The following is a 26,146-nucleotide window of genomic DNA, read 5'->3' on the forward strand; positions in this document are numbered from 1 at the left end:
CCACATAAACTATACGCTTTGTGAATTATCCCTCTTCGCCAATAATGGCGCCTCATTTAACGATCTCGTTATGGCGAGGCTCCTGCATAAATACAAGTTACCGCCCTGTTGGTATCGAGAGAGACCACTCAGGGAAATACAGGCTTCCATCGAATCAAGGTGTTGCCAAGGTAACTTCTGGCGGTCATGACCGTTCAGATACGTTATGCAGTGCTAAAACCAGGACGTAGGGATCTGCCTGCGCTAACCCTGTCTTGTTCGCCCCTATGAGTGATTTTTTATAGGGATTTTAATCATGTCTTCCATTCAACTCTGCGCCGCCCATCAGGCGACCTCTGGCTTCGACGGCGATGCCATCGCCCAGTACATGCGTACCGACTTTATTACGCTGCAGGAACATCTCAGCGTCTATGAGGCGCGGGAGCACTTTATCTCACAGCTCACCAGCGATGATATTCCCGGCCAGGTGTTTGTGGTCGCCGGCAAGAAGCTGCGCGGCAGCCTGTCGGTCAAAAAGCTACTGCAGGAAGGGGATGTCGGGCAGTCTATCCGCTACCTGATGGACAGCTGCCTGTTCCGCGTCAAACCTGACGATGAACGCCCGCAGGTGATAGCCGAGCTCAACGAGCGCGGCCTCGACCTGGTTCCCGTCGTCGATAAAGGCGAGCTGGTCGGCTGCCTGATGGAAAAGGAGATCGCCCATCTGCTGGAGGATGACGTCACCGAGGACGCCCAACTGCAGGGGGCGACGCTGCCGCTGGAAAAACCGTATCTGGACATCAGCCCCTGGACGCTGTGGAAGAAACGCTCGGTGTGGCTGCTGCTGCTGTTCGTGGCCGAAGCCTACACCAGCAGCGTGCTGCAGCATTTTGAAGAGGCGCTGGAATCGGCCATCGCGCTGGCCTTCTTTATTCCGCTGCTCATCGGTACCGGCGGCAACAGCGGAACGCAGATCACCTCGACGCTGGTGCGCTCGATGGCGCTGGGAGAAGTACGGCTGCGCGATATGGGGCGGGTGATCCGCAAAGAGGTATCGACCTCGTTTCTGATTGCCTTAACGCTGGGGCTGGCGGGCTGCCTGCGCGCCTGGATGATGGGCATCGGCATGGAAATCACGCTGATCGTCAGCCTGACGCTGGTATGCATTACCCTGTGGAGCGCGATTGTCTCGTCGGTCATCCCGATGGTGCTTAAACGGATCGGCATCGACCCGGCGGTGGTTTCCGCACCGTTTATCGCCACGCTGATCGATGGCACCGGACTGATCATCTATTTCAAAATCGCCCAGTATTTTCTCGGGTTGAACTGACGCCATGCCACAGCCCGGCCGACTGGCGCCGGGCTTATTCAGCCAGGTGCTTTGCGCGGCGAATAGTCGCGATAGCATGCAGTATGCCGAGGATCTGCGGCGTCAGCTTATAAAAAGCCCTTCCCTTTTCCGTTAATATCACCTTCCTGATATTTTTTCCTCGCAAGATGAGATTAAAACCAATCTCGTTCTCCAGCGCACAAATACTGGTGGTGACAGCAGCAGCATCAATGCCAAGCCGTTGCGCAGCATGATGAATATTTTCCGTTTGAACCATGACGCTGAAGATTTCAATCTGGGTATTATTCACGATCAATACATCCTGTGTATTTATTCATCCCGCTTCGTTTTAGTTAACCGACAACAAAATGTCAATGCCTCTCGACCCAGGCTCTGTCAAGCAACAATGTGAAATGCATAACACTGTTATTTAATTTTGCAATTCAGCCATTTCACAATGAAAAAACCAGGTGATAACGCCTAATATGAATATGTGACACCCATCACCACAAAAACAATTTACCAATAATTAACAAAATAAAAATTATTTTAATTTCAACAGATTAAAAATAAAGTCAACGCTGAAATCATTTATGGCATCCGGCATGCATTTACCTCCTCGTAAACAACACTGGAGAAATTGACATGACGTATAAAATTCTACTCCCGCAAGAGATCATGGCCGAAGGGAGAGCGTACCTGGAAAGCCGAGGTTATCAGCTAATTAAAGGTTCGGGGATGGAAGAAGAAGATATCATTCGTGATATCGGCGACTGTGACGGTATTATCGTACGCCTTTCAAAAATGTCCGACCGCGTATTTGAAGCCGCTAAAAAGCTGAAAGTGGTGGCCCGCCATGGCGCGGGTTACGATACCGTGGATCTGGAGTCAGCCAAACGTCATGGCGTTGTGGTATTAAATGCCCCGCTAGCCAATAGCATGTCGGTCGCTGAACTGACAATATTTTATATGCTGCACTGCTCACGTAATTTCAAGCTGGTCGAAGAGAAAATGCTTGAAGATTATTATTGGGCAAAATTGCGCACGCCGAAAGTTGAACTTGACGGTAAAACCCTGGGTTTAATTGGCGTAGGAAATATTGGCTCGCGCGTCGCGATCAAAGCACTGCATGGCTTTAATATGAAAGTCATTGCCTATGATCCCTATAAAACACAGCAGCAGATCCCCGAAGGTGTCGAACTCACTGACGATTTCGACCGTATTTTCAAAGAGAGTGATTTCGTTTCGCTGCACTGCCCAACAACGGCGGAAACCACCGACTTTGTCGGCGAAAAACAGTTCTCGATGATGAAACCCAGCGCCTATTTCATTAATACCGCCCGCGGCAAGCTCGTCGATGAGCGCGCGCTTTATCACGCCTTAAGCCAGCAAATTATCGCCGGCGCCGGCGTTGATGTTTTAAAGAAAGAACCCTTCGATGCCAACGATCCTATTTTCGCATTGAGCAATATCGTCATCGGTCCTCATATCGGTGCTGCCACCATCGAAGCGACTGACAGGGCTTCCCTGCATTCCGCCATCGGTATTGACGAAGTGTTATCGGGTAAAAAACCGTCCTGGCCGGTCCCAGGTTTTTAAGGAGCAAGAGATGACTATTGGTAACCGTGTATTTTTAAAACGTCCGGCGGGAAATATTGCACTGCTGAAAGAATATGAGCACCTGCCGGCGGCAAATATTGCTGACACCATGAACCGTATTGCGGTATTAGGCAACGGCATCAAGCGCATTTCCTCACCCAAAAAACCGATAATGGCCGGCTTCGCTATTACGGTAAAAGCACGCGCCGGCGACAATTTGATGCTCCATGCCGCCCTGGATATGGCGGGGGAAAATGACGTCATTGTGGTCTCTAACGAAGGAGATCGCTCGCGGGCGTTGATGGGCGAAATCATGGTGGCGTATGCCCACCACATGAAGAACATTGCCGGCATCGTGCTCGACGGGCCAATTCGCGATATCGACGCGCTATCGGTTCTTGATTTTCCGCTCTATGCCACCGGTTCGAACCCGGCGGGCCCGTTCAAAATGGGTCCAGGGGAAGTGAATACCCCTATTGCCGTGGGCGGCGTCGCGGTCTGTCCCGGCGATCTGATTGTCGGTGATGCGGATGGCGTCATTGTCATCCCACTGAGCGATGCAGAGACTGTGCTGGATAAAGCGAAAGAGTACGCCAAATTCGACTCCAGTAAAGTGGATGCCGCCAAAAACGGCACCGCCAACCGCCAATGGGTTAGAAAATCGCTGGATGCAACCGGCGTCGAATTTATCGACGACACATATCGTTAATTCGATTGAATAATATAAGCCACGGTCATTTAACTGCCGTGGCCTTAAAGCAAAGGTAACAAAAATGCTTTATTTAAAACTCTTGCCGATTATCTTTTTCCCTGTTTTATTTTGGATAATACCGCATCCGGAAGGCGTTGCCGCCCCGACATGGCATATGGTTGGTATTTATCTGGCCATGCTCTGTGGCCTGGTTTTACGCCCGTTTACCGATTCGGTGATTATGCTGATTATTTTGGGATTCGCCTCTCTGGTACTCGACCCCGGTCCGCTATTCGCAGGATTTGGCAGCCCAATGGTATGGTTTATTATCAGCGCTTTTATTATTTGCAAAGCGTTTGTCATTACCGGGTTAGGTAAACGCATTGCTTATCTGTTACTCAAACGCTACGGCAAAAATACCCTGACGCTCGGGTATTTGATGATGGTCACCGATACCGTGCTGGCCCCAGCGACCGGTTCAAACATGTCGCGTTCGGGAGGGATTACCTACCCCATTTTCAGGAATATCGCCGAAGCGCTTGGCTCGAAACCCGACGACGGCAGCCGCAAAATCGGCGCCTACCTGACTATTTTGATGTACGTCGTCTCGATGGGAACCTCCAGCCTGTTCCTGACCGGGATGGCCACCAACTCGATCACCGTTTCATTAGCCAATGAGATTATGAAGGTTAATCTTGAGTGGATGACCTGGTTTAAAGCCGCCATTGTCCCGGCGGGACTGGTGCTCATTCTGGCGCCCTGGATCCTGTATAAAATCTATGCTCCGGAACTGAAAGTCATTACGAACGTCAATGAAATTGCGGAAAAGGGACTCAATGAATTAGGGCCGGTAAAACGCGAAGAGAAGCTGTTAATCGCGTTCTTTATTCTTGGCGTGTTAGGCTGGATGACGGGGTCTATCACCGGCATTGCCTTTATTCCCGTGGGACTCGCCTTCCTCGCTTGTCTGTTGCTTTTCGGCGTACTGAGCTGGAATGACGTAGTCAGCGAAAAATCAGCCTGGCAAACTTTTGTCTGGTACGGCGCCTTCTACGGCTGCGCGGTCGCGCTGTCAAAAGGCGGATTCTATGTTTACCTGGTCGACGTGATTAAAAATTATCTCGATCTCTCGCATTTGAGTGAATTCAGCGCGATTGCTGTGCTGGTGTTTATCAGCCTCGCGGTCCGCTATTTCTTCGTCTCAAACAGCGCCTTTGTCGTCTCTTTCTATCCGGTACTCTTTACCCTCGGAATGACCACGCAGGCACATCCTATGTACGTGGCGCTCTCTCTGGCCTTCTCCGCAGGCTATGGCGCGTTATTGACCCACTATGGTAATGGGGCTGGCGTGTTTACCTTCTCCAGCGGATACGTGCCGCAAAAAACGTTCTGGATGCTCGGCACCATTATGGTTGTGGTTAACGTATTGATATTTTTCTTAATCGGTATTCCTTACTGGAAGCTTATCGGTATCTGACAGGAGCATAAAATGAAACTGGATATAGTCATTAAAAACGGCCAGATCGCCGATATGGAAAACCGAACTTATATCAACGCCGATATTGGTATTAAGGGTAACCGCATCGTTGATATCACGCATCAGGATGAACGACAGGCAGAAACCGTTATTGATGCCTCAGGCTGTATTGTTCTTCCCGGGCTCATCGACTTTCATGGGCACGTTTTTCATGGCGGAACGGCGATTAGCGTCAACCCCGACATCGTCTGTTTACCAAACGGCGTCACCAGCATGGTCGATGCCGGGAGCAGCGGATGGGTAAACTATTCGCTATTTCGTAATAGCGTGATTCATCCGGCGATGGTGAAAATCAAGAGCTATTTAAACGTGGTCAACGTTGGCCTTTCGACCCTTGGCGGTGGGCCAACCGGCTATCTTGAAAATACCAATCCAGCAAATTACAACGAGGAAAAAATTGCCCAGACGCTGAATGACAATAAAGACAACATTCTGGGCTTGAAATTACGCTATAGCCAGGATATCGCCCGGGGCAAACAGTATGCCAGCGATCCGCTGTTAGCTACGGTCTCCCTGGCGCGAAAACTGGATACCTCCATTTGCGTGCATGTCACCGACTCCCTGTTATGCGCCGATGAGCTGATCCGCTATTTCGAGGAGGGTGACATCTACGCGCACTGTTTCCACGGTACCGGTCATTCCATTCTCAATGAACAGGGGCAGGTCTATGCCGCCATCAAAGAAGCGCAGTCCCGGGGGGTGATCTTCGATTGTTCAAACGGTGTCGCCCACTTTGATTTTGAGGTGGCGCAATCGGCGATGGAGCAGGGATTCTACCCTGATATCATCAGTACCGATTTAACCCTGCGTAATAGCTTGCGTACCGACAAGGTCTATAGCCTGCTGCATGTGATGTCGAAATATCTCAATATGGGCATGTCCTTCTTTGACGTCATCCGCGCCGTCACCGCCACTCCGGCTCGCCTGATGAAAATGCAAGGGCAGATTGGTACTCTGGCGCCAAATGCTCTTGCCGATATTTCCATTGTGAAATTACGCAAAGATAAAATTATGTTTGAAGATACCGGGGGAAAAACCCTGGAGGGTGATCGCTACCTCGATAACTGCGCCACTATCTGTAACGGACAGATCGTTTATCGCCGTCTGCGATTCTAATTCGCCAGCCACCAGCCTTGCGTCTTTCCAGGCGTAAGGCTGGTACGATAAAACCCACCTTCCATGACCTTCGTCATTATTTATCTGCACCTTAAAATTATAATGATTTTAGCCAATCTTGAGCCGATAAGTGAATAATGTATGAAGAATAATGAAATTGTCATCTTCTCAGTTTCCAGCACTATTACCCAACGAATTATCAATGTCCTTATTGAGCGCAAACTGGAAATCCCCGTCTATGAGTTTCGTTATTCTGATGTCCTCAATAAAGCCAACGAAATGATCCAATCCGGTACCCGAATCATTATTAGCCGAGGCGGTACCGCCGCCCTGCTTCGCAATAACATTCCCATTCCGGTGATCGAAATCGCCCATGATTTTCATGGCGTATACCGCATCCTGCAGGAAGCCAAGAATACATCGCAGAAAATCGCCGCCATCGGTTTCCCCCAGTTTTGCCGGGCGCTGCGGCATTACCAAAGCATGACCAACGACGAGTTTAAGATTTGCCAGGTCTATAACCATCATGATATTGAAAATGTTATAAAAAACCTGTCTGAAAATGATTACCATATGGTCATTGGCGGTTTAACGGTCGCCGAAATGGCCAAGAAATACAATCTCAACGTTATTGAAGGCGATGCTGACAATAATTCTATTGAACAAGCAATTAATGAAGCTCATGGCTTACTAAAATATATCAATCGGGAAAATTTAAAGTTAGTGATGAGCCATGCGGCGCTCAACCAATCCCGCGAAGGAATTATGTGCGTTGATCAGCTGGGTGAGATTATTCATATTAATGCTATCGGCATGACCTTATTTCAATGTCAGGTGGGTGACAAATTATTTAAAAAAGAGGTTTTTAAAGATATCTATGCCAGTATGATTAATGAGTCCAACGTCAAAGAGCAAGCTATCGAAATTAATGGCACACTTGTTAGTCTCTCCGTCCGGCATTTTTCTAATCGCCACAACAGCTATGCCGTCATCACCGGCTTAAGCCAGGAAAGTACGCTCTGGCAGCAGACTACCAGTAAGAAAAGTCACTTACGCGGCTATGCCACCAGCTACTCTTTTGACAATATTATTGCGCAATCGCCGATCATGCATCAGGTGATACAAAAAGCCAGGCTGTGCGCTCAACATGAGCTTCCGGTCCATATCCTGGGCGACACCGGCACGGGGAAAGAGCTGTTTGCCCAGAGTATTCATCACGTTAGCGCCCGAAGCCATGGTCCTTTTGTCGCGCTTAACTGCGCGGCTATACCGGAGAGCCTGCTGGAAAGCGAACTGTTCGGTTATGCCGAAGGCGCGTTTACCAACGCGCGGAAGGGAGGCAAGCCCGGGGTCTTTGAAATGGCCACTAACGGAACGGTATTTATCGATGAGATCAGCGAAGCCCCGCTGTCGGTCCAGGTGAAGCTGCTGCGCGTATTGCAGGAGAAGCAATTTTCCCGTCTTGGTGGCGACACCCTGCTCTCAGCCGATTTTCGCCTGATCACCGCCAGCAATAAAGATCTGGGTCAGCTCGTCGCCAGCGGGGAGTTCCGCCAGGATCTTTATTACCGAATCAATATCCTTGAACTGCAGCTCCCGTCATTACGCGAAAGACCCGAAGATATTATGGTGCTGATTCACCATCTTCTGCAGCAACAAAACAAGCACCTCACCTTTACTGCGGATGCCGTGAACTGCCTACAGAACTATGACTGGCCGGGCAATATTCGTGAACTGCAGGCGGTCATCTATCGTCTTATCGTCTTGCTGGACGGAAACACGGTGAACAAAGAGGTTTTACAGCAGATCAGTCACCTCTCGCCGGCCTGCCACCAGAGCGTGTCTCTTGTTTCTGACCACATGCTGGTCGCGGATGAGAGCGATCTGTTAAAAAAACAGGAGAAACAGCTGATTGCGAGCGTGATTGAAAAAACGGATGGCGACAGAACCAGAGCCTCCGCCATCCTCGGCATCAGCCCTACCACGCTGTGGCGAAAACTGAAGCAGCATAACATCAGCGGATAAGCCGAAACCGATCCGCCGGAACGATACCGCCGTTACCCTTCCACCAGCGCCTGCGCGCAGGCCCAGGCGCTTGACCACGCCCACTGGAAGTTATACCCGCCGAGCCAGCCGGTGACGTCCATCACTTCGCCGATAAAGTAGAGGCCCGGCGCCTTGCGCGCCTCCATAGTACGCGACGAGAGCTCATTGGTGTCCACGCCGCCGAGGGTCACCTCCGCCGTCCGGTAGCCTTCGGTGCCGTTCGGCTGTACGCGCCAGGCGGTCAGCGTCTCCACCAGCGCCTGCTGGTCGCGAACGTTCAGCTGCTTCAGCGTGACATCAGGAATTTGCCCCAGCTGCTGCAGGCACTCCACCAGCCGCTTCGGCAACTGCATCGCGAGGGTGTTTTTCAGGCTCTGGTTGGGATGCGCGCCGCGCTGCTCATTAAGGAAGTCTTCAAGATTGCAGTCCGGCAGCAGATTCACGGTGACGAACTCGCCGGGCTGCCAGTAGCTGGAAATTTGTAGCACCGCCGGTCCGGAAAGGCCGCGATGGGTGAACAGCAGATTTTCGCGGAACAGGGTGCCGTTCTCGGCGGTGATGGTCGACGGCACCGAGACGCCGGAGAGAACCTGCAGCTGCTCAAGCAGCGGCTTGTGCAGGGTAAACGGCACCAGACCCGCACGGGTCGGCAGCACCTTCAGGCCGAACTGTTCGGCGATTTTATAGCCGAACGGCGAGGCGCCAAGGCCCGGCATCGACAAGCCGCCGGAGGCGATCACCAGCTTTTTGGTCGCCAGCGTTTCGCCGTTCACCTGGAGCCGGTAGCCTTGCTCGTCGCGCTCGACGCTGAGGATTTCGCTGCGCAGGCGGATCTGCACACCGCCCTTTTCGCATTCCGCCAGCAACAGATTGACGATCTGTTCCGCCGAATCATCGCAAAACAGCTGACCGAGGGTTTTCTCATGCCAGGCGATGCCATATTTGCCGACCAGCTCGATAAAGTCCCACTGGGTGTAGCGCGCCAGGGCAGATTTGCAAAAATGCGGGTTTTGGCTCAAATAGGCCGCCGGCTCAACATACATATTGGTAAAGTTGCAGCGACCGCCGCCGGACATCAGAATTTTTCGCCCCGGCTTTTTGCCGTTGTCGAGCAGCAGAACGCGACAGCCGAGCTGCCCCGCCTGCGCTGCGCAAAACATTCCCGCCGCTCCGGCGCCAACGACAATGGCATCAAACCTTTCCACAGCGCATTCCTCGTTCCCCAATTGTCGGGTTTTGTAAATATTTCACTCTGGTCACACCAGCGGGAAAAATCCCGCATTAGATACATCATTGAAAGATATAGGATTACTCCCAACAGGGTAAAACCTAAACAGGAAGAAAATCAAAAAAAGTCTATATTTCACTTTGCCCGCGCCGCTAAAGTCACTGATAATGCGCCGCGTTCATGTCCTCAAAATGGCGTAACGTCCTATGCTACATTTATTTGCCGGTCTGGATTTACATACCGGACTATTATTATTGCTTGCTTTAGCTTTTGTACTGTTTTACGAAGCGATTAACGGTTTCCATGATACCGCAAACGCGGTGGCTACGGTTATCTACACTCGCGCTATGCGCTCACAGCTCGCTGTGGCGATGGCGGCGCTCTTCAACTTCTTCGGCGTTCTGCTGGGGGGTCTCAGCGTAGCCTATGCCATCGTGCATATGCTGCCGACCGATCTGCTGCTTAACATGGGTTCCGCACATGGCCTCGCCATGGTGTTCTCTATGCTGCTGGCGGCGATCATCTGGAACCTCGGTACCTGGTACTTCGGCCTGCCGGCATCCAGTTCCCATACGCTGATCGGCGCTATCATCGGGATCGGTCTCACCAATGCCTTAATGACCGGTACGTCGGTCGTTGACGCGCTGAATATCCCGAAAGTCATCGGCATTTTTGGATCGCTGATTATCTCGCCTATCGTCGGCCTGGTGATCGCGGGCGGCCTGATTTTCCTGCTGCGTCGCTACTGGAGCGGCACCAAGAAACGGGCGCGTATCCACCTGACCCCAGCGGAGCGTGAAAAGAAAGACGGCAAGAAAAAGCCGCCGTTCTGGACCCGTATCGCCCTGATCCTGTCCGCTATCGGCGTGTCGTTCTCTCACGGCGCTAACGATGGACAGAAAGGCATTGGTCTGGTGATGCTGGTCCTGATCGGCGTCGCCCCGGCGGGCTTCGTGGTGAATATGAACGCCTCCGGTTACGAAATCACCCGTACCCGCGATGCGGTCAACAACGTGGAAACCTTCTTCCAGCAGCGCCCTGACCTGCTGAAGAAAGCCACCGGCGTTGACCAGCTGGTTCCCTCTCCGGACACCAATACCGCGGCCAACGGCGAGTTTCATTGTCATCCGGCGAACACCATCAACGCCCTTGACCGCGTGAAGACCATGCTGACCGGCGTTGAGAACTACGAGTCGCTAAAACCGGAACAGCGCGGCCAGCTGCGTCGCATCATGCTCTGCATCTCCGACACTACCGACAAAGTGGCGAAACTGCCGGACGTGAGCGCTGACGACCAGCGTCTGCTGAAGAAACTGAAAACCGATATGCTGAGCACCATCGAGTACGCGCCAATCTGGATTATCATGGCGGTCGCGCTGGCGCTGGGTATTGGCACCATGATCGGCTGGCGCCGCGTGGCGACCACTATCGGTGAGAAGATTGGTAAGAAGGGCATGACCTACGCCCAGGGGATGTCGGCGCAGATGACCGCGGCGGTCTCTATCGGTCTGGCGAGCTACACCGGGATGCCGGTCTCCACCACCCACGTACTCTCCTCCTCGGTAGCGGGGACGATGCTGGTGGATGGCGGTGGTCTGCAGAAAAAGACGGTGACGAGCATTCTGATGGCCTGGGTACTGACCCTGCCGGCAGCGATTATCCTTTCAGGCGTCCTTTACTGGCTCTCCCTGAAGCTGATTTAAGCGCTATTCGTTCAAAACGGGCCAGCTTGCTGGCCCGTTTTTTTATCCCGAAGATGCCGTCAGTGCCAGATCATCAACGCAATCAGGCTCACCACCACCAGGCCGCACAGGGCGCTGGTCAGAATAAACTGGCGACGAACACGTTCGCAGCGACGAATAAATTCATCGTCATGATGGTCACGGTAGCGCTGGGCATAGATATACCACACCAGGCGCATCTGTTTGCTGGGCTGCCCGTGCGAGGTAAAAAAGCCGCCGCCATCGACGTACTGATAGAGCAAGGGATCGCAACCACGTAGCACAACCAATAATGCACGCAACGATGAGAAGTAGCGTGCCATATTCACCACACAAACGACACACAGGGCCCAAAACAGCGCAATAGTGCTGATCATACCTCCTCCCCGGCGACCCGCCCACGGAGAAACCCTCCGCGGCTACCGCTCCCCAAATAACCGACGACAATACCGTAAAGAGTGCGATTCCGATCACATTTATTTTTCCGACCGGCTCATTAAATAGTGTAGGAGATCCATTAATTTTTTTACCACAAGGTTATTCGTTATCAATACGTAAGACGGATAAATTTGTTTAACTTTTAGGTGAACCCAGTGCATTGACGGAGTGCGGGGGGCGCTATAAGGTAAGAAATATCTTCTACAATGAAGTCCTTAAAGGCTACCCTCCCGCGAATGTAGCACGCAGGACGCGGGCGAAACGGCAGCGCCAGCTGTCAGGTCCAATGGTCATCGACAAACTTATGGAAGGAGTAACACTATGGCTTACAAACATATTCTGATTGCAGTAGACCTGTCCCCGGAGAGTAAAGTACTGGTTGAAAAAGCCGTTTCTATGGCCCGCCCGTATAACGCGAAAGTCTCCCTGATCCACGTGGATGTGAATTACTCCGACCTCTACACCGGGCTGATTGACGTGAACCTCGGCGACATGCAAAAACGCATCTCCGAAGAGACCCATCACGCGCTGACCGAGCTCTCGACCAACGCCGGCTATCCGATCACCGAGACCCTGAGCGGCAGCGGCGACCTGGGCCAGGTGCTGGTCGATGCGATTAAAAAATATGATATGGACCTGGTGGTCTGCGGCCACCATCAGGACTTCTGGAGCAAGCTGATGTCCTCTGCCCGTCAGCTGATCAACACCGTCCATGTCGACATGCTGATTGTCCCGCTACGCGACGAAGAAGACGAATAACCGTCCCGTTGTGTCATGCCAGACGCCCGCCGCTGCGGGCGTTTTTATTTTCGCTTCCGCCTCGCCAGACAATAGAGCTTAACTCCATAAAAAAGCCATTCAATTAGTGTGATCAACCAGTTATTCACTAAAACATCTATATAATAATCTATTCAATAAGCCAATAACCGCAGCATGGCGAGTTATCAGACATTTTCGGCGCGTTCTGGCATACGCGTTCATACTTTTTGGGAAAGTAATACAAGGCGAAGGAATATGAATACAACTGCACCTACGGGCTTGCTGCAGCAACCTCGTCCGTTCTTTATGATCTTCTTTGTGGAGCTCTGGGAACGTTTTGGCTATTACGGCGTTCAGGGGATCCTGGCGGTCTTCTTTGTGAAACAGTTGGGCTTCTCTCAGGAACAGGCCTTTATCACCTTCGGCGCCTTCGCGGCGCTGGTTTACGGGCTGATCTCCATCGGCGGCTACGTGGGCGACCATCTGCTGGGGACCAAACGCACGCTGGTGCTCGGCGCGATTGTGCTGGCCATCGGCTACTTTATGACCGGGATGTCGCTGCTGAAACCGCAGCTGATCTTTATCGCCCTCGGCACCATCGCCGTCGGCAACGGTTTGTTTAAAGCCAACCCGGCGAGCCTGCTGTCAAAATGCTATCCGCCGAAGGATGCCCGTCTCGACGGGGCGTTTACCCTGTTTTATATGTCGATAAACATCGGTTCGCTGCTGTCGCTGTCGCTGGCGCCGGTGATCGCGGAAAAGTTTGGCTACGCGGTGACCTATAACCTGTGCGGCGCGGGGCTGATTATCGCGCTGCTGGTCTACCTCGCCTGCCGCGGGATGGTGAAAGAGATTGGTTCCGAGCCCGATCATCGCCCCCTCAGCCTGCGCAATCTGGCGCTGGTGCTGGCCGGTACGGTGGTAATGATTTTTCTCTGCGCCTGGCTGATGCATAACGTGATGATCGCCAACCTGGTGCTGATTGTCCTGTCGGTCGTGGTCATTGCGTTCTTTTTCCGCGAGGCGTTTCGCCTTGATAAAACCGGGCGCAACAAAATGTTCGTCGCCTTTATCCTGATGATCGAGGCGGTGCTGTTTTACATTCTCTACGCCCAGATGCCGACCTCGCTGAACTTCTTCGCCATCAATAACGTCCATCATCAGATCCTGGGTTTTACCATCAACCCGGTCAGTTTCCAGGCCCTGAACCCCTTCTGGGTGGTGGTGGCCAGCCCGGTGCTGGCGGCGATCTACACCCATCTCGGCCACAAGGGTAAAGACCTGACCATGCCGGTGAAATTTACCCTCGGGATGTTCCTCTGCGCGCTGGGCTTCCTTACCGCCGCGGCCGCCGGGATGTGGTTCGCCGACGCCCAGGGATTAACCTCGCCGTGGTTTATTGTGCTGGTTTATCTGTTCCAGAGCCTGGGCGAGTTGCTGATCAGCGCCCTGGGGCTGGCGATGGTCGCCGCGCTGGTGCCGCAGCATCTGATGGGCTTTATTCTGGGGATGTGGTTCCTGACCCAGGCCGCCGCGTTCCTGCTCGGCGGCTATGTGGCGACCTTCACCGCGGTGCCGGAAAATATCACCGACCCGCTGCAGACGCTGCCCGTTTACACCAGCGTGTTCAGTAAAATTGGCCTGGTGACCCTGGGGGTCACGGTGGTGATGGCGCTGATGGTGCCGTGGCTGAACCGGATGATTAATACCCCGGGGGAAGCTGAGCGGTAGAGATGATCGTCGGTTTACGCCTTTCTCAGCCCGGCCTGCGGGAATGATATCCATCTGATATATAAATCATTATGTAGGCCGGGTAAGGCGCAGCCGCCACCCGGCAACATGACGGCGCGATGCCTGATAGATTGCAAATTTACGCCGGCGTGCCGGCGTAAATATCAAACCGATGCCCTTTGGTCACCACCGCGTTCGGCGTGGCGACTTCCGCCAGCGGCGGCGCGTAATCCGGGCGCTTCACCACCACCCGTTTGGTCGCCAGCTGGCGCGCCGGGGCCAGCAGGCCATCGGCGTCTAAATCGGGCCCCACCAGCGACTGAAAGACGCGCATCTCTTTCTTCACCAGCGCGCTTTTCTGCTTATGCGGGAACATCGGGTCGAGGTAGACCACCTGCGGACGCGGGGTAATATCGGTCAGCGCCGTCAGGCTGGAGGCGTGGATCAGCTGCAGCCGCTCCTGCAGCCAGCCGCCGATTTCCGCATCGGCATAGCCGCGGGCCAGGCCATCGTCGAGCAGCGCGGCGACCACCGGATTACGCTCCAGCATCCGTACGCGACAGCCGACCGACGCCAGCACAAAGGCGTCACGCCCCAATCCGGCGGTGGCATCGACGACATCCGGCAGATAATCGCCTTTAATACCGACCGCTTTGGCCACCGCTTCACCGCGGCCGCCGCCAAACTTGCGCCGGTGGGCCATCGCCCCGCCGACGAAATCGACGAAGATACCGCCGAGTTTGGGCTCATCGCGCTTACGCAGCTCCAGATGCTCAGCGGTCAGCACCAGCGCCATCAGGTTATCGTCATCCTGCTCAAGCCCCCAGCGGGCGGCTAAAACAGATAAGGCGCCGTCTCCGGCGCCCGTTTCATCAATTAAGCAGATCTTCACCGCAGACTTAACCCTTGATCCCGTAATGCTCTAGCATCGCATCCAGCTGCGGCTCGCGCCCGCGGAAGCGTTTGAACAGCACCATCGGCTCTTCAGAACCGCCGCGACTCAGGATGTTATCGAGGAACGACTGACCGGTTTCACGGTTGAAGATCCCCTCTTCTTCGAAGCGTGAGAAGGCGTCTGCCGCCAGCACGTCAGCCCACAGGTAGCTGTAGTAACCCGCCGCGTAACCGCCGGCGAAGATATGGCTGAAGGCGTGCGGGAAGCGGCCCCAGGTTGGGCCCGGCACCACGGCGACCTGCTTTTTAATCTCCGCGAGGGTCTCAAGGATTTTCGCCCCCTGCTCCGGCTTGTACTCCGCGTGCAGGCGGAAATCGAACAGGCCGAACTCCAGCTGGCGCAGAATAAACATCGCCGCCTGGTAGTTTTTCGCCGCCAGCATTTTCTCCAGCAGCGCCTGCGGCAGCGGTTCACCGGTTTCATAATGACCGGAGATAAAGGCCAGCGCTTCCGGCTCCCAGCACCAGTTTTCCATAAACTGGCTCGGCAGCTCGACCGCGTCCCACGGCACCCCGCTGATGCCGGAAACCCCGGCGGTATCGATGCGGGTCAGCATGTGGTGCAGACCGTGGCCGAACTCGTGGAACAGGGTGATCACTTCGTCGTGGGTGAACAGCGCCGGTTTGCCGTTGACCGGACGGTTGAAGTTACAGGTCAGGTAGGCGACCGGCTTCTGCAGGGAACCATCCAGCTTACGCATCTGGCCGACGCAGTCGTCCATCCACGCCCCGCCGCGCTTGTGCTCGCGGGCATACAGGTCGAGATAGAAGCTGCCGCGCAGCTCGTTGTGTTCGTCATACAGCTCGAAGAAGCGCACTTCCGGATGCCACACGTCGACATCGGTACGCTCTTTGGCGGTAATGCCGTAAATGCGCTTCACCACTTCAAACAGACCGTTAACGGCTTTGTTTTCCGGGAAATAGGGGCGCAGCTGCTCATCGCTGATGCTGTAGAGATGCTGTTTCTGTTTTTCGCTGTAGTAAGCGATGTCCCACGGCTGCAGCTCTTCGACGCCGAACTCGGCTTTAGCGAAAGCGCGCAGCTGGGCCAGCTCTTTTTCGCCCTGCGGACGGGCGCGTTTTGCCAGGTCGGTGAGGAAGTCGAGCACCTGCTGCGGATCCTCCGCCATTTTGGTGGCGAGGGATTTAAAGGCGTAGCTGTCAAAGCCCAGCAGCTGCGCCAGCTCGTGGCGCAGGGCGAGGATCTCCGCCATCACCGGGCTGTTATCCCATTTACCGGCGTTTGGCCCCTGGTCGGAGGCGCGCGTGGAGTAGGCGCGGTACATCTCTTCGCGCAGCGCCTGATTGTCGCAGTAGGTCATCACCGGCAGGTAGCTCGGGATATCCAGGGTCAGCAGATACCCTTCCTGCTCTTTGGCCTGGGCCTGCGCCTGAGCGGCGGCCAGCGCGCTTTCCGGCATACCGGCCAGATCGGCGACGTCGGTCACCAGCTTGTTCCAGCCCATGGTGGCGTCAAGGACGTTGTTGCTGTACTGGTTGCCCAGCTCAGAGAGGCGCGCGGCGATTTCACCGTAGCGTTTCTGCGCCTCCGGCGGCAGGCCAATACCGGATAATTCGAAATCGCGCAGCGCGTTATCCACCGCTTTTTTCTGCGCGGTATTCAGCGTGGCGTAGTTATCGCCATCGCGAAGATCGCGGTAGGCTTTATACAGCCCTTCATGCTGGCCGACCCAGGTGCTGTACTCGGAGAGCAGCGGCAGCGTCTGTTCGTAGGCCTCACGCAGTTCCGGGCTGTTTTTTACCGAATTGAGATGGCTGACAGGCGAGAAGATGCGTCCCAGCACATCGTCCACTTCCGCCAGCGGCTGGCAAAGATTTTCCCAGCTATACGGCGCGCCGTGCGCCACCGCGCTTTCCACCGCGGCCCGGCAATCCTCCAACGCTTTGGTGACCGCTGGGACCACGTGCTCTGGTTTGATCGCAGAAAAAGGCGGCAGGGAAAAAGGCGTCAGTAATGGATTGGTCATATGCGCTGTCCTGTTGAAAAGGGTGAGTGAAGCGCGCGTCCGGCGCTTATGCATGAGATCTAGAATGGGGGATAGTTGGGGGAATTTCAATGACGGGCGGTGCGTCAGCCTGGGTATTGCTGCGATAAGTCCGCCCGTTGCCGGAAAAGCGCGACACGCGGCGCAGCGTGTCGGAAACCGCATTAATGCCTTTTTTGCGCCATCTCCCAGGCCGCCGACAGATTCAGCCGCTGCCAGAACTGCTGTTCGGGGGTGGCGCCGGACAGCGGGTAGCCCGCTGGCAGCGCGGTGTTGACCATCAGCGCCCGGCGCTGGGCCGCAGACAGCTGCGGCAGGGCAGCCTCCAGCAGCACTTCCGCCCCCTCCGGCGCCTGCAGGCGCGGCTGCGGCCCCTTCTGCCGCGGCAGGTCGTAGGTCATGGTGAAACGAGTGAAATCATGCATCGCAGGATCGCGCCAGGGATCGTCTTTCACGCTGCTCTTCGCGCACTCGGCAAGCGACGTACCGCAGGCTTTCGCCAGCGCGGCGCGCAGCTGATCGCGGGCTTCGTTAAATAATACCCGGTAGCGCGGATCGTTAAGATAATGGGCCACGTTGCGCTCGGCCACCATCCGCGAGCCGATCACGTCCAGCGGATAGTGGACGCCCAGCACGATGCGCGAGTAGCCATAGCGGGCGCCGCGCGCCACCAGCGCGTCGTAGCGCTCCGGGATCATCGCCGCCAGCAGCAGCGCATCGGTATAGCCAGTGTTGGTGTGGCCGCTGGGGAACGAGCCGCCGTCGGCGGTATAGGGCTGGTTATCCTTCACCACCACGTCGTCCGGCACCAGGTGAATGGTGTTGCCCTGGACCAGGAACGGCCGCGGATTGTGGAAGTGCTTTTTCGCCTCGCCGGTGCTGACTTCCGAGGCTTTGATCAGCGCCGCCGCTTTCCCCAGCGCGCCCTGGTCATAGGCGGTTAGAAACGCGTTGCCCAGACGAGGCCCCAGCGCGTCGCTGAGGAAATAGAGGTAGCTAATCCCTTGCGCATCGGCCAGCGCCTGACGGCGGGTGGTCTGCACGGCGTCGCGGTTGATGGCGGTCACCGTCGCCAGATTCTGCTTCACGACGGTCTCCGGCAGACTGCTGAACGCCGACAATAGCGCAATATCCGCCTGCTGGTTTGCCCGGGTCTGGAAGTCGTAGCCGCTGGCCTTCAGCCAGGCGGTATCGGCCTGGGTTTTGTTTTGTTTCGTGTGCGCCAACCGATCGCGGGTCAGCGTCGCGGCATCCCCTTGCAGCGCGTGGCGCAACTGCGCCAGCGCCTGTTGCTCAAGATCGTCATACGCCTGGCTGGAGGCAGCCGGCGTCACGCTATTGGCGACGGCCGCCGCCCTGTTCAGCGGGATGTCTTTAGCCAGAACCGGTTGCGCCAGCAGCAGCGCGACGGCCAGCAGCGAGAGTTGCTTTTTCATTATTTTTCCTTTTATTCAAACAATTACCTTGCCTGTCTCCGACGCTAGCGCGGCCGTTTGACGCTTTTATGACAGCGTTATGTTTTGCAACGCTTTTGGCAGAAATGAAACAGCGCGGCGGCGCAGCGGTAATCTCGGCCGATCTGCGGTAAACTATCGGTTAACTTGTTTATTTCCCGGAATCTCTGCATCCATGCTCAGTTATCGCCACAGCTTTCACGCAGGCAACCACGCCGACGTCCTCAAACACACCGTTCAGAGCCTGATCATTGAAGCGCTGAAAGAGAAAGAAAAACCGTTTCTCTACCTGGACACCCACGCCGGCGCGGGCCGCTATCAGCTGAGCGGCGAGCACGCCGAGCGTACCGGCGAGTATCTCGAAGGCATCGCCCGCATCTGGCAGCAGGACGACCTGCCGGCAGAGCTTGAGCCCTATATTTCGGTGGTAGAACACTTCAACCGTAACGGCCAGCTGCGCTACTACCCGGGTTCTCCGCTGATCGCCCGCCAGCTGCTGCGCGAGCAGGACAGCCTGCAGATGACCGAGCTGCACCCGAGCGACTTCCCGCTGCTGCGCGCCGAGTTTCAGAAAGACAGCCGCGCGCGCGTCGATAAAGCCGATGGCTACCAGCAGCTGAAAGCCAAACTGCCGCCGGTCTCGCGCCGCGGTCTGATTCTGATCGACCCGCCGTACGAAATTAAAACCGACTATCAGGCGGTGGTGACCGGAATTAACGAAGGCTACAAACGCTTCGCCACTGGCACCTACGCGCTGTGGTACCCGGTGGTGCTGCGCGCGCAGATCAAACGCATGATCAAAGACTTAGAAGCCACTGGCATTCGCAAGATTCTGCAGATTGAGCTGGCGGTACGTCCTGACAGCGACCAGCGCGGCATGACCGCCTCCGGGATGATCGTCATCAACCCGCCGTGGAAGCTGGAGCAGCAGATGAACAATGTGCTGCCGTGGCTGCACAGCAAGCTGGTGCCGGCCGGTACCGGTCACACGACCGTCAGCTGGATCGTGCCGGAGTAATCGCAACCATCGGTGGAACCTTTTACGCCTCGCGTTACAATCGCGGCAATCAACGATTAAGGACATATGGGCATGAGCAAACATTATGATTACCTCGCCATCGGCGGCGGTAGCGGCGGTATCGCCTCGATTAACCGTGCGGCCATGTACGGCCAGAAGTGCGCGCTGATTGAAGCCAAAGCGCTGGGCGGCACCTGCGTCAACGTCGGCTGCGTGCCGAAAAAAGTGATGTGGCATGCGGCGCAGATCCGCGAAGCGATTCATCTGTACGGCCCGGACTACGGTTTCGATACCACCATCAACCATTTCGACTGGGAGAAGCTGGTCGCCAGCCGCAGCGCCTATATCGACCGCATTCATACCTCCTACGACAACGTGCTGGGTAAGAACAACGTCGACGTGATCAAAGGCTTTGCGCGCTTTGTCGATGCCCACACCGTGGAAGTGAACGGCGAAACCATTACGGCCGATCATATCCTGATCGCCACCGGCGGCCGTCCGAGCCACCCGAACATTCCGGGCGTGGAATACGGTATTGATTCCGACGGTTTCTTCGAACTGCCGGCGCTGCCGAAGCGCGTGGCGGTGGTCGGCGCGGGCTACATCGCCGTTGAGCTGGCGGGGGTGATTAACGGCCTCGGCGCTGAAACCCACCTGTTCGTGCGCAAGCACGCGCCGCTGCGCAGCTTCGATCCGCTGATCGTCGAAACGCTGGTGGAAGTGATGAACGCCGAAGGTCCGCAGCTGCATACCAACGCCATCCCGAAAGCGGTGGTGAAGCATGCCGACGGCAGCCTGACCCTTGAGCTGGAAGATGGCCGCAGCCAGACCGTTGACTGCCTGATCTGGGCGATTGGCCGCGAACCGGCGACCGATAACTTCAACCTGGCGGCTACCGGCGTGAAAACTGACGATAAAGGCTACATCGTCGTCGATAAGTTCCAGAACACCAGCGTGCCGGGCATCTACGCCGTGGGCGATAACACCGGCGCCGTTGAGCTGACCCCGGTGGCCGTGGCCGCAGGCCGTCGTCTCTCCGAACGCCTGTTTAACAACAAACCGGAAGAGCATCTGGACTACAACAACATTCCGACCGTGGTCTTCAGCCACCCGCCTATCGGCACCGTCGGCTTAACCGAGCCGCAGGCGCGCGAGCAGTATGGCGACGACGCCGTGAAGGTCTACAAATCCTCCTTCACCGCGATGTACACCGCCGTCACCTCGCACCGCCAGCCGTGCCGCATGAAGCTGGTGTGCGTCGGCCCGGAAGAGAAGATTGTCGGTATCCATGGCATCGGCTTCGGGATGGATGAGATGCTGCAGGGCTTTGCGGTGGCGTTGAAGATGGGCGCCACTAAAAAAGACTTTGACAACACCGTCGCCATTCACCCAACGGCGGCAGAAGAGTTTGTCACCATGCGCTAAGGCGCGCAGCCCCGTCTCCGGACGGGGCTTTTTTATTGCGCCGCCAGGTGACGCAGGATCTGATGGCCGATATAGTTGCTCCAGTTAAAGCTGTTTTGCAGCACCACCACCGCATTCTGATTCGCTTTATCAAAACCGATATAGCTCGAATAGCCGCCGATGTACCCCACCTGATAGGTTAATTTCTGCTCGCCGAACGTGTCTGTTACCCAGGCGATATTCGCCGCTTCAATCCGTCGCGGATAATAGTCGACGCTAACGTCGCGGAACGCCTGGTCCAGCGCCGCCTGACCGGTGGGCGCGAAGTGGGCGCGGGCATAGTGAATCAGATCCCCGGCGTCGCTGTACAAACTCGCCGCGCCGACCATGTTATGACGGAACTGCCAGTCCGGCGTCAGCGCGCCGCGGGGTTTAAACTTCGGCTGATCGCCAGCATGGCCCAGCGCCCGCCGCGGATAATCACGCAGCGTTTGCGGCAGGAAGCTGGTGTTCCCCATCGCCAGCGGGCGGAAGATCATCCGCGAGGCCAGCGTCTCAATCGATTCGCCAGTCTGGTACTGGAGAAGATAGCCGAGGATCGCGTAGCCGAGGTTGGAGTAACTCGGCGCCGGTTCCGCCGGGGCCTGGAAATGCTGCAGATAACTCAGTACGCCATCGGCATCGAGCTCATGGTAGAAGTTCTCGCCATCGTTGAGATAGGCCAGCAGGTGCTCAAGCGACAGCATATTCATCGGTTGCCGCGGCAGCCCTGAGGTATGCGTCACCAGCTGCAGCAAGGTTATCTTACGGGCATCCTCACTCAGCGCGGTACCTGGCGGCAGCAGGGTCTGCAGCGTGTCGTGCCAGTGGAAACGGCCCTCGTTCACCAGCATCGTGACCACTTCGGCGGTAACCCCTTTGCTCAGCGAGCCGAGGGCAAACAGCGTATGCGGGGTTATCGGGTAGCGATGTTGGTCATCGGTCACGCCGAAGCAGTGAAACTCCGCCGGGCCGTTATGATGAATAATTGCCACCACCATGCCGCTGACCTGCTTCTCGCGCATGTAATGCCTGACATAATCATCGACGGAAAGCCGCTGACCGTTGCGCCCTGTCAGACTGGTTTCATTGCTGGGCGGGCTCATTTGCGACAGCGTGCCGGAACAGCCTGAAATCAACAGTAATGCCAGTAGCACAAGGCCTAACCGTTTTTTCAAACTGCACCTGCCTGCCACACGTTATTTGGGATGGGATAAAAAATAGACGCGGGATCGTAGCGGCATTACCCCGCCAGTGCAAAGCGAATACGCTGAAAAATCGATAAGGCCCTGGCCCGTTCGCTACGCCACGCCGTTATTTCCATGGCGCATAAACGCCGGGCGCTGATTGAGCGCCATATACCAGCGCTCCACGGCCGGCATTTCCGGATGGGCAAAGGGCGTCATCTTCCAGCGATGCACCGACAGGCCCAGCACAATATCAGCCAGGGTGAAGCGCTCGCCGGCGACCCACGCCCCGGTCCGCTGCAGCTGCGCTTCGACAATGCGCACGCAGTGGGTCCAGGCGGCAATGCTCTCTTTAATCGCCGCCGGATCCTGAAAGCGGGGATCTTTACGCACCAGCCCCATAAAAGCATGGCGCCAGGCATTATTGAACTCGGTCGCCTGCCAGTCCATCCAGTGCTCCACCTCGGCGGCGGGCTGCGGCCCGGCGGGCAGCAGATCCCAGCGCTCCGCTTTTCGCGCCAGATAGCGGCAGATACTGTTCGACTCCCAGAGCACAAAGTCATCGTCCAGCAGCACCGGCACCAGGCTGTTAGGATTCAGGCGCTGAAATTCGGGGGTGTCCAGGGGCTTAAACCCGCTGCCGTAATCCTCCTGCTGGTACGCCAGCCCGATTTCCTCGCAGGTCCACAGCACTTTCCGTACATTGATTGAAGAGCGTTTGCCCAGAATTGTTAGCATCGTCAGCGATTCCTCAGCCATAAAAGAGAGTTCATTCACTCTACTCTATTGCCAGCCAGCAACAAGGCAGAGCGCTGGATAATGTGTATAGTTGATTCCAGCCTGTTTGCCGAAAAGGAACCCGACATGTTGACCCCTTTTACCGTTTTGATGCCTGAAAATATTCGTTTTGGCCGCGGTCAGGCCCAGAACGCCGCCCCCTGGCTGGCGCAGCAGGGCGGTCCTGTTCTGCTGGTGCATGGCGCCAGCCCGGAGCGGGCGGCGTTTCTCCGCCATCAGCTGGAGGCGTTGCAGCTGGCGGTCACGACGCTGGCGATAAGCCGCGAACCCTGGCTTATCGATATTGAGCAGGGCGTCCAGCTGGCGCGCGAGAAAGGGATCAGGGCGGTGGTTAGCCTCGGCGGCGGCGCGGTGATTGACGCCGGTAAGGCGATTGCGGCGCTGGCGCCCGCCACCGGCCCGCTGATCGACTATCTGGAAGTCGTGGGAACCGGCCGTCAGCTGGAAGCCAGCCCGCTGCCGTTCGTGGCGATCCCCACCACCGCGGGCACAGGCGCGGAAGTCACTAAAAACGCGGTGCTCAACGTCGTGGAACAGCAGCGGAAAGTGAGCCTGCGCGACGACCGGATGCTGCCTGACCTGGCCATTGTCGACCCGGCGCTAACCGACAACGCGCCGCGCAGCATCACCCTGAGCTCCGGCCTCGACGCCCTGACCCAGGTGATCGAGCCCTGGCTCTGCAGCCGGGCCACCCCTTTCACCGACGCCCTCTGTCAGCAGGCGATCCCGCGCGGCATCCGCGCGCTGAAGGTTCTGATGGAAAAAGAGTGCCCGGCCAGCCGCGACGAGATGGCCTGGGTCAGCCTGTGCGGCGGAGTGGCGCTGGCGAACGCCGGGCTGGGGGTGATCCACGGCCTCGCCGGCCCGCTGGGCGGCCTGAGCCGCGCCTCGCACGGCGCCTTATGCGGCAGCCTGCTGCCGTTTGGGCTGGCGCTGAATGAGTCGCAGATAAACGACCCCGCCCTGCGCCAGCGCTTCAACGACGTTCGCCGCTGGCTGGCCGAGGGGCTGGAGGTCCCGGCGGATCGGGTCTGGGACAGCCTGCGGGAATGGAGCCATCGCGCCGGTCTCGGCACCCTGCGCGACCTCGGCGTGGCGCGCGACGCCCTGGAGCCGGCGGCGCTGGCCGCCAGCACCTCCTCGTCGATGAAGGCCAATCCGGTCAGCCTGAGCAGCGAACAGCTGCTGGAGATGCTGGAGGCGGCGTGGGAGTGAGCGCGCCGGGATAAAATTTTGTTGCATAATGAATGCTCCGAATTTTATCTTCACCTAATCGCGGACTTATTAATTATTTATCAATGTGTTAATTAGAAATCACCGCGTCCCCTGTCGGCGAAAAAGCGTGATCTAACGCACAGTTTACTTCACACTCACCGAAGCGACTGTCTACGCTTAAAAGACAAGGCCGGGTACGCCCGGCCGCGAACTCACGCTATCCGGAGGTCCGTATCGCTATGTTCAGCCAGAAATTACGCCACGTTGAAGACGACGAGTTAAGGATCGACATCGATCCCTGCTACGAAGCCGATCCGTACGAATTAAAGCTGGATGAGATGATTGACGCTGAACCGGAGCCTGAGGTGATCGAGGGGCTTCCGGCCTCCGATGCCCTCACCCCGGCGGATCGCTATCTTGAGCTGTTTACCAACGTGCAGAAATCACGCATTTTTGCCGACAGCAAAACTTTTCCCGACTGCGCGCCGAAACACGACCCGCTGGACATCCTGCGGAACTACCGGAAGGTCAAACGCCAGCCCGATTTCGACCTGCGGCAGTTCGTTGAGGATAATTTCTGGCTGCCGGAGAGCCATACCGACGTCTACACCTCCGACCCCAGCCTGACGCTGAAAGAGCATATCGATAAACTATGGCCGGTGTTGACCCGCGAGCCTCAGGATCATATCCCCTGGTCATCGCTGCTGGCGCTGCCGCAGGCCTATATCGTGCCCGGCGGTCGCTTTAGCGAAACCTATTACTGGGACTCTTATTTCACCATGCTGGGCCTGGCGGAGAGCGGCCGGGAAGATCTGCTGAAATGCATGGCCGATAACTTCGCCTGGCTAATTGAAACCTACGGTCACATTCCGAACGGCAACCGCACCTACTACCTCAGCCGCTCGCAGCCCCCGGTGTTCGCCCTGATGGTCGAACTCTTTGAAGAGGACGGCGTGCGCGGCGCGAAGCGCTATCTGGATCATCTGAAGATGGAGCATGCCTTCTGGATGGACGGCGCCGAGTCGCTGATCCCGCATCAGGCGTATCGGCACGTGGTGCGCATGCCGGATGGCTCCCTGCTCAATCGCTACTGGGACGACCGGGACACGCCGCGGGATGAATCATGGCGCGAGGACGTGGAGACCGCCCGACACTCCGGACGGCCGGCCAATGAAGTCTACCGCGACCTGCGGGCGGGCGCCGCGTCCGGCTGGGACTACTCCAGCCGCTGGCTGCGGGATATCACGCGACTGGCCAGTATCCGCACCACGCAGTTTATCCCTATCGACCTGAACGCCTTCCTGTTCAAGCTGGAGACGACCATCGCCAACCTCTCCGGCCTGAAGGGCGATCGCGAGACGGAAGCGGCCTTCCGCCAGAAGGCTCAGGATCGGCGGGCGGCGGTTAACCGCTATCTGTGGGACGATGAGAACGGCTGTTTTCGCGATTATGACTGGCGCCGCGAACAGCTGGCGCTGTTTTCCGCCGCCAGCATTGTCACCCTTTACGTCGGCCTGGCGACCCACGAACAGGCGGAACGCCTTGCCGATGCGGTGCGGGCCCGCCTGCTCACCCCCGGCGGGATCATGGCCACCGAATACGAGAGCGGCGAGCAGTGGGATAAACCCAACGGCTGGGCGCCGCTGCAGTGGATGGCGGTGCAGGGATTTAAACGCTACGGCCAGGATCCGCTGGGCGATGAGATCGCCTGGAGCTGGCTGCAGACGGTCAACCACTTCTACAAGCAGCACCACAAGCTGATTGAGAAATACCACATCGCCACCGGCGTTCCGCATGAGGGCGGCGGCGGGGAGTATCCCCTGCAGGATGGCTTCGGCTGGACCAACGGCGTCGTGCGCCGGCTGATTGGCCTCTACGGCGAGCCAACCTAGTCGG

Annotated in this window: 21 protein-coding genes and 1 riboswitch; of the genes, 13 read left to right on the forward strand and 8 right to left on the reverse strand. The window is 56.6% G+C overall.

Going from position 1 to position 26,146, the window contains the following annotated elements; translation table 11 throughout:
- Positions 1 to 57: 57 nt before the first annotated feature.
- Positions 58 to 239: riboswitch (M-box (ykoK) riboswitch) on the forward strand.
- Positions 240 to 295: 56 nt separating this feature from the next.
- Complete coding sequence (locus ACOI6Z_RS17400; RefSeq protein ID WP_065812654.1) at positions 296 to 1,309, forward strand: magnesium transporter; 1,014 nt, start codon at positions 296 to 298, stop codon at positions 1,307 to 1,309.
- Positions 1,310 to 1,343: 34 nt separating this feature from the next.
- Here the strand turns inward: ACOI6Z_RS17400 and ACOI6Z_RS17405 are convergent, their stop codons facing one another.
- Entirely contained in the window at positions 1,344 to 1,619 is a 276-nt protein-coding gene (locus ACOI6Z_RS17405) for a LysR family transcriptional regulator (protein ID WP_117145700.1), read from the reverse strand.
- 335 nt (positions 1,620 to 1,954) lie between these two features.
- On the opposite strand from ACOI6Z_RS17405, the gene ACOI6Z_RS17410 reads away from it, so the two are divergent.
- From ACOI6Z_RS17410 to ACOI6Z_RS17430, 5 genes are all read left to right on the forward strand, one after another.
- On the forward strand, positions 1,955 to 2,908 hold the full coding sequence (locus tag ACOI6Z_RS17410; protein WP_060589789.1) for a hydroxyacid dehydrogenase: 954 nt from the start codon (positions 1,955 to 1,957) through the stop codon (positions 2,906 to 2,908).
- Positions 2,909 to 2,918: 10 nt separating this feature from the next.
- On the forward strand, positions 2,919 to 3,617 hold the full coding sequence (locus ACOI6Z_RS17415; RefSeq protein WP_060589791.1) for a methyltransferase: 699 nt from the start codon (positions 2,919 to 2,921) through the stop codon (positions 3,615 to 3,617).
- A 64-nt stretch (positions 3,618 to 3,681) separates the two neighbouring features.
- Complete coding sequence (locus tag ACOI6Z_RS17420) at positions 3,682 to 5,076, forward strand: DASS family sodium-coupled anion symporter (RefSeq protein ID WP_060589793.1); 1,395 nt, start codon at positions 3,682 to 3,684, stop codon at positions 5,074 to 5,076.
- Between the two features lie 12 nt (positions 5,077 to 5,088).
- On the forward strand, positions 5,089 to 6,252 hold the full coding sequence (locus ACOI6Z_RS17425) for a metallo-dependent hydrolase (RefSeq protein ID WP_064158028.1): 1,164 nt from the start codon (positions 5,089 to 5,091) through the stop codon (positions 6,250 to 6,252).
- Between the two features lie 141 nt (positions 6,253 to 6,393).
- On the forward strand, positions 6,394 to 8,277 hold the full coding sequence (locus tag ACOI6Z_RS17430) for a sigma 54-interacting transcriptional regulator (protein WP_064158029.1): 1,884 nt from the start codon (positions 6,394 to 6,396) through the stop codon (positions 8,275 to 8,277).
- 32 nt (positions 8,278 to 8,309) lie between these two features.
- Here the strand turns inward: ACOI6Z_RS17430 and ACOI6Z_RS17435 are convergent, their stop codons facing one another.
- Entirely contained in the window at positions 8,310 to 9,503 is a 1,194-nt protein-coding gene (locus ACOI6Z_RS17435) for an NAD(P)/FAD-dependent oxidoreductase (RefSeq protein WP_065812597.1), read from the reverse strand.
- A gap of 229 nt (positions 9,504 to 9,732) precedes the next feature.
- Here ACOI6Z_RS17435 and pitA point away from each other — a divergent pair, with 229 nt between their 5' ends.
- On the forward strand, positions 9,733 to 11,229 hold the full coding sequence (gene pitA / locus ACOI6Z_RS17440) for an inorganic phosphate transporter PitA (protein ID WP_004204940.1): 1,497 nt from the start codon (positions 9,733 to 9,735) through the stop codon (positions 11,227 to 11,229).
- Positions 11,230 to 11,288: 59 nt separating this feature from the next.
- Here pitA and uspB read toward each other — a convergent pair whose 3' ends face one another.
- Positions 11,289 to 11,624 carry a universal stress protein UspB gene (gene uspB, locus ACOI6Z_RS17445; RefSeq protein WP_002921203.1) on the reverse strand — a complete coding sequence of 112 codons (336 nt, stop codon included), beginning with the start codon at positions 11,622 to 11,624 and terminating at the stop codon, positions 11,289 to 11,291.
- A gap of 382 nt (positions 11,625 to 12,006) precedes the next feature.
- Here uspB and uspA point away from each other — a divergent pair, with 382 nt between their 5' ends.
- Both uspA and dtpB read left to right on the forward strand, forming a co-directional pair.
- Complete coding sequence (gene uspA, locus ACOI6Z_RS17450; protein ID WP_004145166.1) at positions 12,007 to 12,444, forward strand: universal stress protein UspA; 438 nt, start codon at positions 12,007 to 12,009, stop codon at positions 12,442 to 12,444.
- 255 nt (positions 12,445 to 12,699) lie between these two features.
- Positions 12,700 to 14,175, forward strand: coding sequence for a dipeptide/tripeptide permease DtpB (gene dtpB / locus ACOI6Z_RS17455; RefSeq protein WP_032454295.1), 1,476 nt, complete (start codon positions 12,700 to 12,702; stop codon positions 14,173 to 14,175).
- 139 nt (positions 14,176 to 14,314) lie between these two features.
- Here the strand turns inward: dtpB and rsmJ are convergent, their stop codons facing one another.
- From rsmJ to ACOI6Z_RS17470, 3 genes are all read right to left on the reverse strand, one after another.
- Positions 14,315 to 15,067 carry a 16S rRNA (guanine(1516)-N(2))-methyltransferase RsmJ gene (rsmJ, locus tag ACOI6Z_RS17460; protein ID WP_032429010.1) on the reverse strand — a complete coding sequence of 251 codons (753 nt, stop codon included), beginning with the start codon at positions 15,065 to 15,067 and terminating at the stop codon, positions 14,315 to 14,317.
- A 7-nt stretch (positions 15,068 to 15,074) separates the two neighbouring features.
- Complete coding sequence (gene prlC, locus ACOI6Z_RS17465) at positions 15,075 to 17,117, reverse strand: oligopeptidase A (protein ID WP_023291276.1); 2,043 nt, start codon at positions 17,115 to 17,117, stop codon at positions 15,075 to 15,077.
- A gap of 182 nt (positions 17,118 to 17,299) precedes the next feature.
- Positions 17,300 to 18,571 (reverse strand): acid phosphatase, encoded by a 1,272-nt coding sequence (locus tag ACOI6Z_RS17470; RefSeq protein ID WP_049013012.1) that lies wholly within the window; start codon positions 18,569 to 18,571, stop codon positions 17,300 to 17,302.
- Positions 18,572 to 18,764: 193 nt separating this feature from the next.
- On the opposite strand from ACOI6Z_RS17470, the gene ACOI6Z_RS17475 reads away from it, so the two are divergent.
- Both ACOI6Z_RS17475 and gorA read left to right on the forward strand, forming a co-directional pair.
- Positions 18,765 to 19,607 carry a 23S rRNA (adenine(2030)-N(6))-methyltransferase RlmJ gene (locus tag ACOI6Z_RS17475; protein WP_004204945.1) on the forward strand — a complete coding sequence of 281 codons (843 nt, stop codon included), beginning with the start codon at positions 18,765 to 18,767 and terminating at the stop codon, positions 19,605 to 19,607.
- Positions 19,608 to 19,679: 72 nt separating this feature from the next.
- Positions 19,680 to 21,032 (forward strand): glutathione-disulfide reductase, encoded by a 1,353-nt coding sequence (gene gorA / locus ACOI6Z_RS17480; RefSeq protein WP_023291278.1) that lies wholly within the window; start codon positions 19,680 to 19,682, stop codon positions 21,030 to 21,032.
- Positions 21,033 to 21,064: 32 nt separating this feature from the next.
- Here gorA and ACOI6Z_RS17485 read toward each other — a convergent pair whose 3' ends face one another.
- Both ACOI6Z_RS17485 and ACOI6Z_RS17490 read right to left on the reverse strand, forming a co-directional pair.
- Positions 21,065 to 22,156, reverse strand: coding sequence for a serine hydrolase domain-containing protein (locus ACOI6Z_RS17485; protein WP_065812599.1), 1,092 nt, complete (start codon positions 22,154 to 22,156; stop codon positions 21,065 to 21,067).
- Between the two features lie 195 nt (positions 22,157 to 22,351).
- A complete protein-coding gene (locus tag ACOI6Z_RS17490; RefSeq protein WP_023291280.1) occupies positions 22,352 to 22,975 on the reverse strand; it encodes a glutathione S-transferase family protein in 624 nt (207 codons plus the stop codon).
- 126 nt (positions 22,976 to 23,101) lie between these two features.
- Here ACOI6Z_RS17490 and ACOI6Z_RS17495 point away from each other — a divergent pair, with 126 nt between their 5' ends.
- Positions 23,102 to 24,250, forward strand: a complete 1,149-nt coding sequence (locus ACOI6Z_RS17495; RefSeq protein WP_065812600.1) for an iron-containing alcohol dehydrogenase — start codon at positions 23,102 to 23,104, stop codon at positions 24,248 to 24,250.
- A gap of 239 nt (positions 24,251 to 24,489) precedes the next feature.
- Complete coding sequence (locus ACOI6Z_RS17500; protein ID WP_023291282.1) at positions 24,490 to 26,142, forward strand: alpha,alpha-trehalase; 1,653 nt, start codon at positions 24,490 to 24,492, stop codon at positions 26,140 to 26,142.
- Positions 26,143 to 26,146: the final 4 nt, after the last annotated feature.

Source organism: Klebsiella sp. C239 (assembly GCF_048822715.1).
Lineage (GTDB): Bacteria > Pseudomonadota > Gammaproteobacteria > Enterobacterales > Enterobacteriaceae > Klebsiella > Klebsiella quasipneumoniae.

Coding starts and splice junctions, on each gene's coding strand:
- ACOI6Z_RS17400 (WP_065812654.1), top strand. CDS start 296: ATGTCTTCCATTCAACTCTGCGCCGCCCATCAGGCGACCTCTGGCTTC.
- ACOI6Z_RS17410 (WP_060589789.1), top strand. CDS start 1,955: ATGACGTATAAAATTCTACTCCCGCAAGAGATCATGGCCGAAGGGAGA.
- ACOI6Z_RS17415 (WP_060589791.1), top strand. CDS start 2,919: ATGACTATTGGTAACCGTGTATTTTTAAAACGTCCGGCGGGAAATATT.
- ACOI6Z_RS17420 (WP_060589793.1), top strand. CDS start 3,682: ATGCTTTATTTAAAACTCTTGCCGATTATCTTTTTCCCTGTTTTATTT.
- ACOI6Z_RS17425 (WP_064158028.1), top strand. CDS start 5,089: ATGAAACTGGATATAGTCATTAAAAACGGCCAGATCGCCGATATGGAA.
- ACOI6Z_RS17430 (WP_064158029.1), top strand. CDS start 6,394: ATGAAGAATAATGAAATTGTCATCTTCTCAGTTTCCAGCACTATTACC.
- pitA (WP_004204940.1), top strand. CDS start 9,733: ATGCTACATTTATTTGCCGGTCTGGATTTACATACCGGACTATTATTA.
- uspB (WP_002921203.1), bottom strand. CDS start 11,624: ATGATCAGCACTATTGCGCTGTTTTGGGCCCTGTGTGTCGTTTGTGTG.
- uspA (WP_004145166.1), top strand. CDS start 12,007: ATGGCTTACAAACATATTCTGATTGCAGTAGACCTGTCCCCGGAGAGT.
- dtpB (WP_032454295.1), top strand. CDS start 12,700: ATGAATACAACTGCACCTACGGGCTTGCTGCAGCAACCTCGTCCGTTC.
- prlC (WP_023291276.1), bottom strand. CDS start 17,117: ATGACCAATCCATTACTGACGCCTTTTTCCCTGCCGCCTTTTTCTGCG.
- ACOI6Z_RS17470 (WP_049013012.1), bottom strand. CDS start 18,571: ATGAAAAAGCAACTCTCGCTGCTGGCCGTCGCGCTGCTGCTGGCGCAA.
- ACOI6Z_RS17475 (WP_004204945.1), top strand. CDS start 18,765: ATGCTCAGTTATCGCCACAGCTTTCACGCAGGCAACCACGCCGACGTC.
- gorA (WP_023291278.1), top strand. CDS start 19,680: ATGAGCAAACATTATGATTACCTCGCCATCGGCGGCGGTAGCGGCGGT.
- ACOI6Z_RS17485 (WP_065812599.1), bottom strand. CDS start 22,156: ATGAGCCCGCCCAGCAATGAAACCAGTCTGACAGGGCGCAACGGTCAG.
- ACOI6Z_RS17490 (WP_023291280.1), bottom strand. CDS start 22,975: ATGCTAACAATTCTGGGCAAACGCTCTTCAATCAATGTACGGAAAGTG.
- ACOI6Z_RS17495 (WP_065812600.1), top strand. CDS start 23,102: ATGTTGACCCCTTTTACCGTTTTGATGCCTGAAAATATTCGTTTTGGC.
- ACOI6Z_RS17500 (WP_023291282.1), top strand. CDS start 24,490: ATGTTCAGCCAGAAATTACGCCACGTTGAAGACGACGAGTTAAGGATC.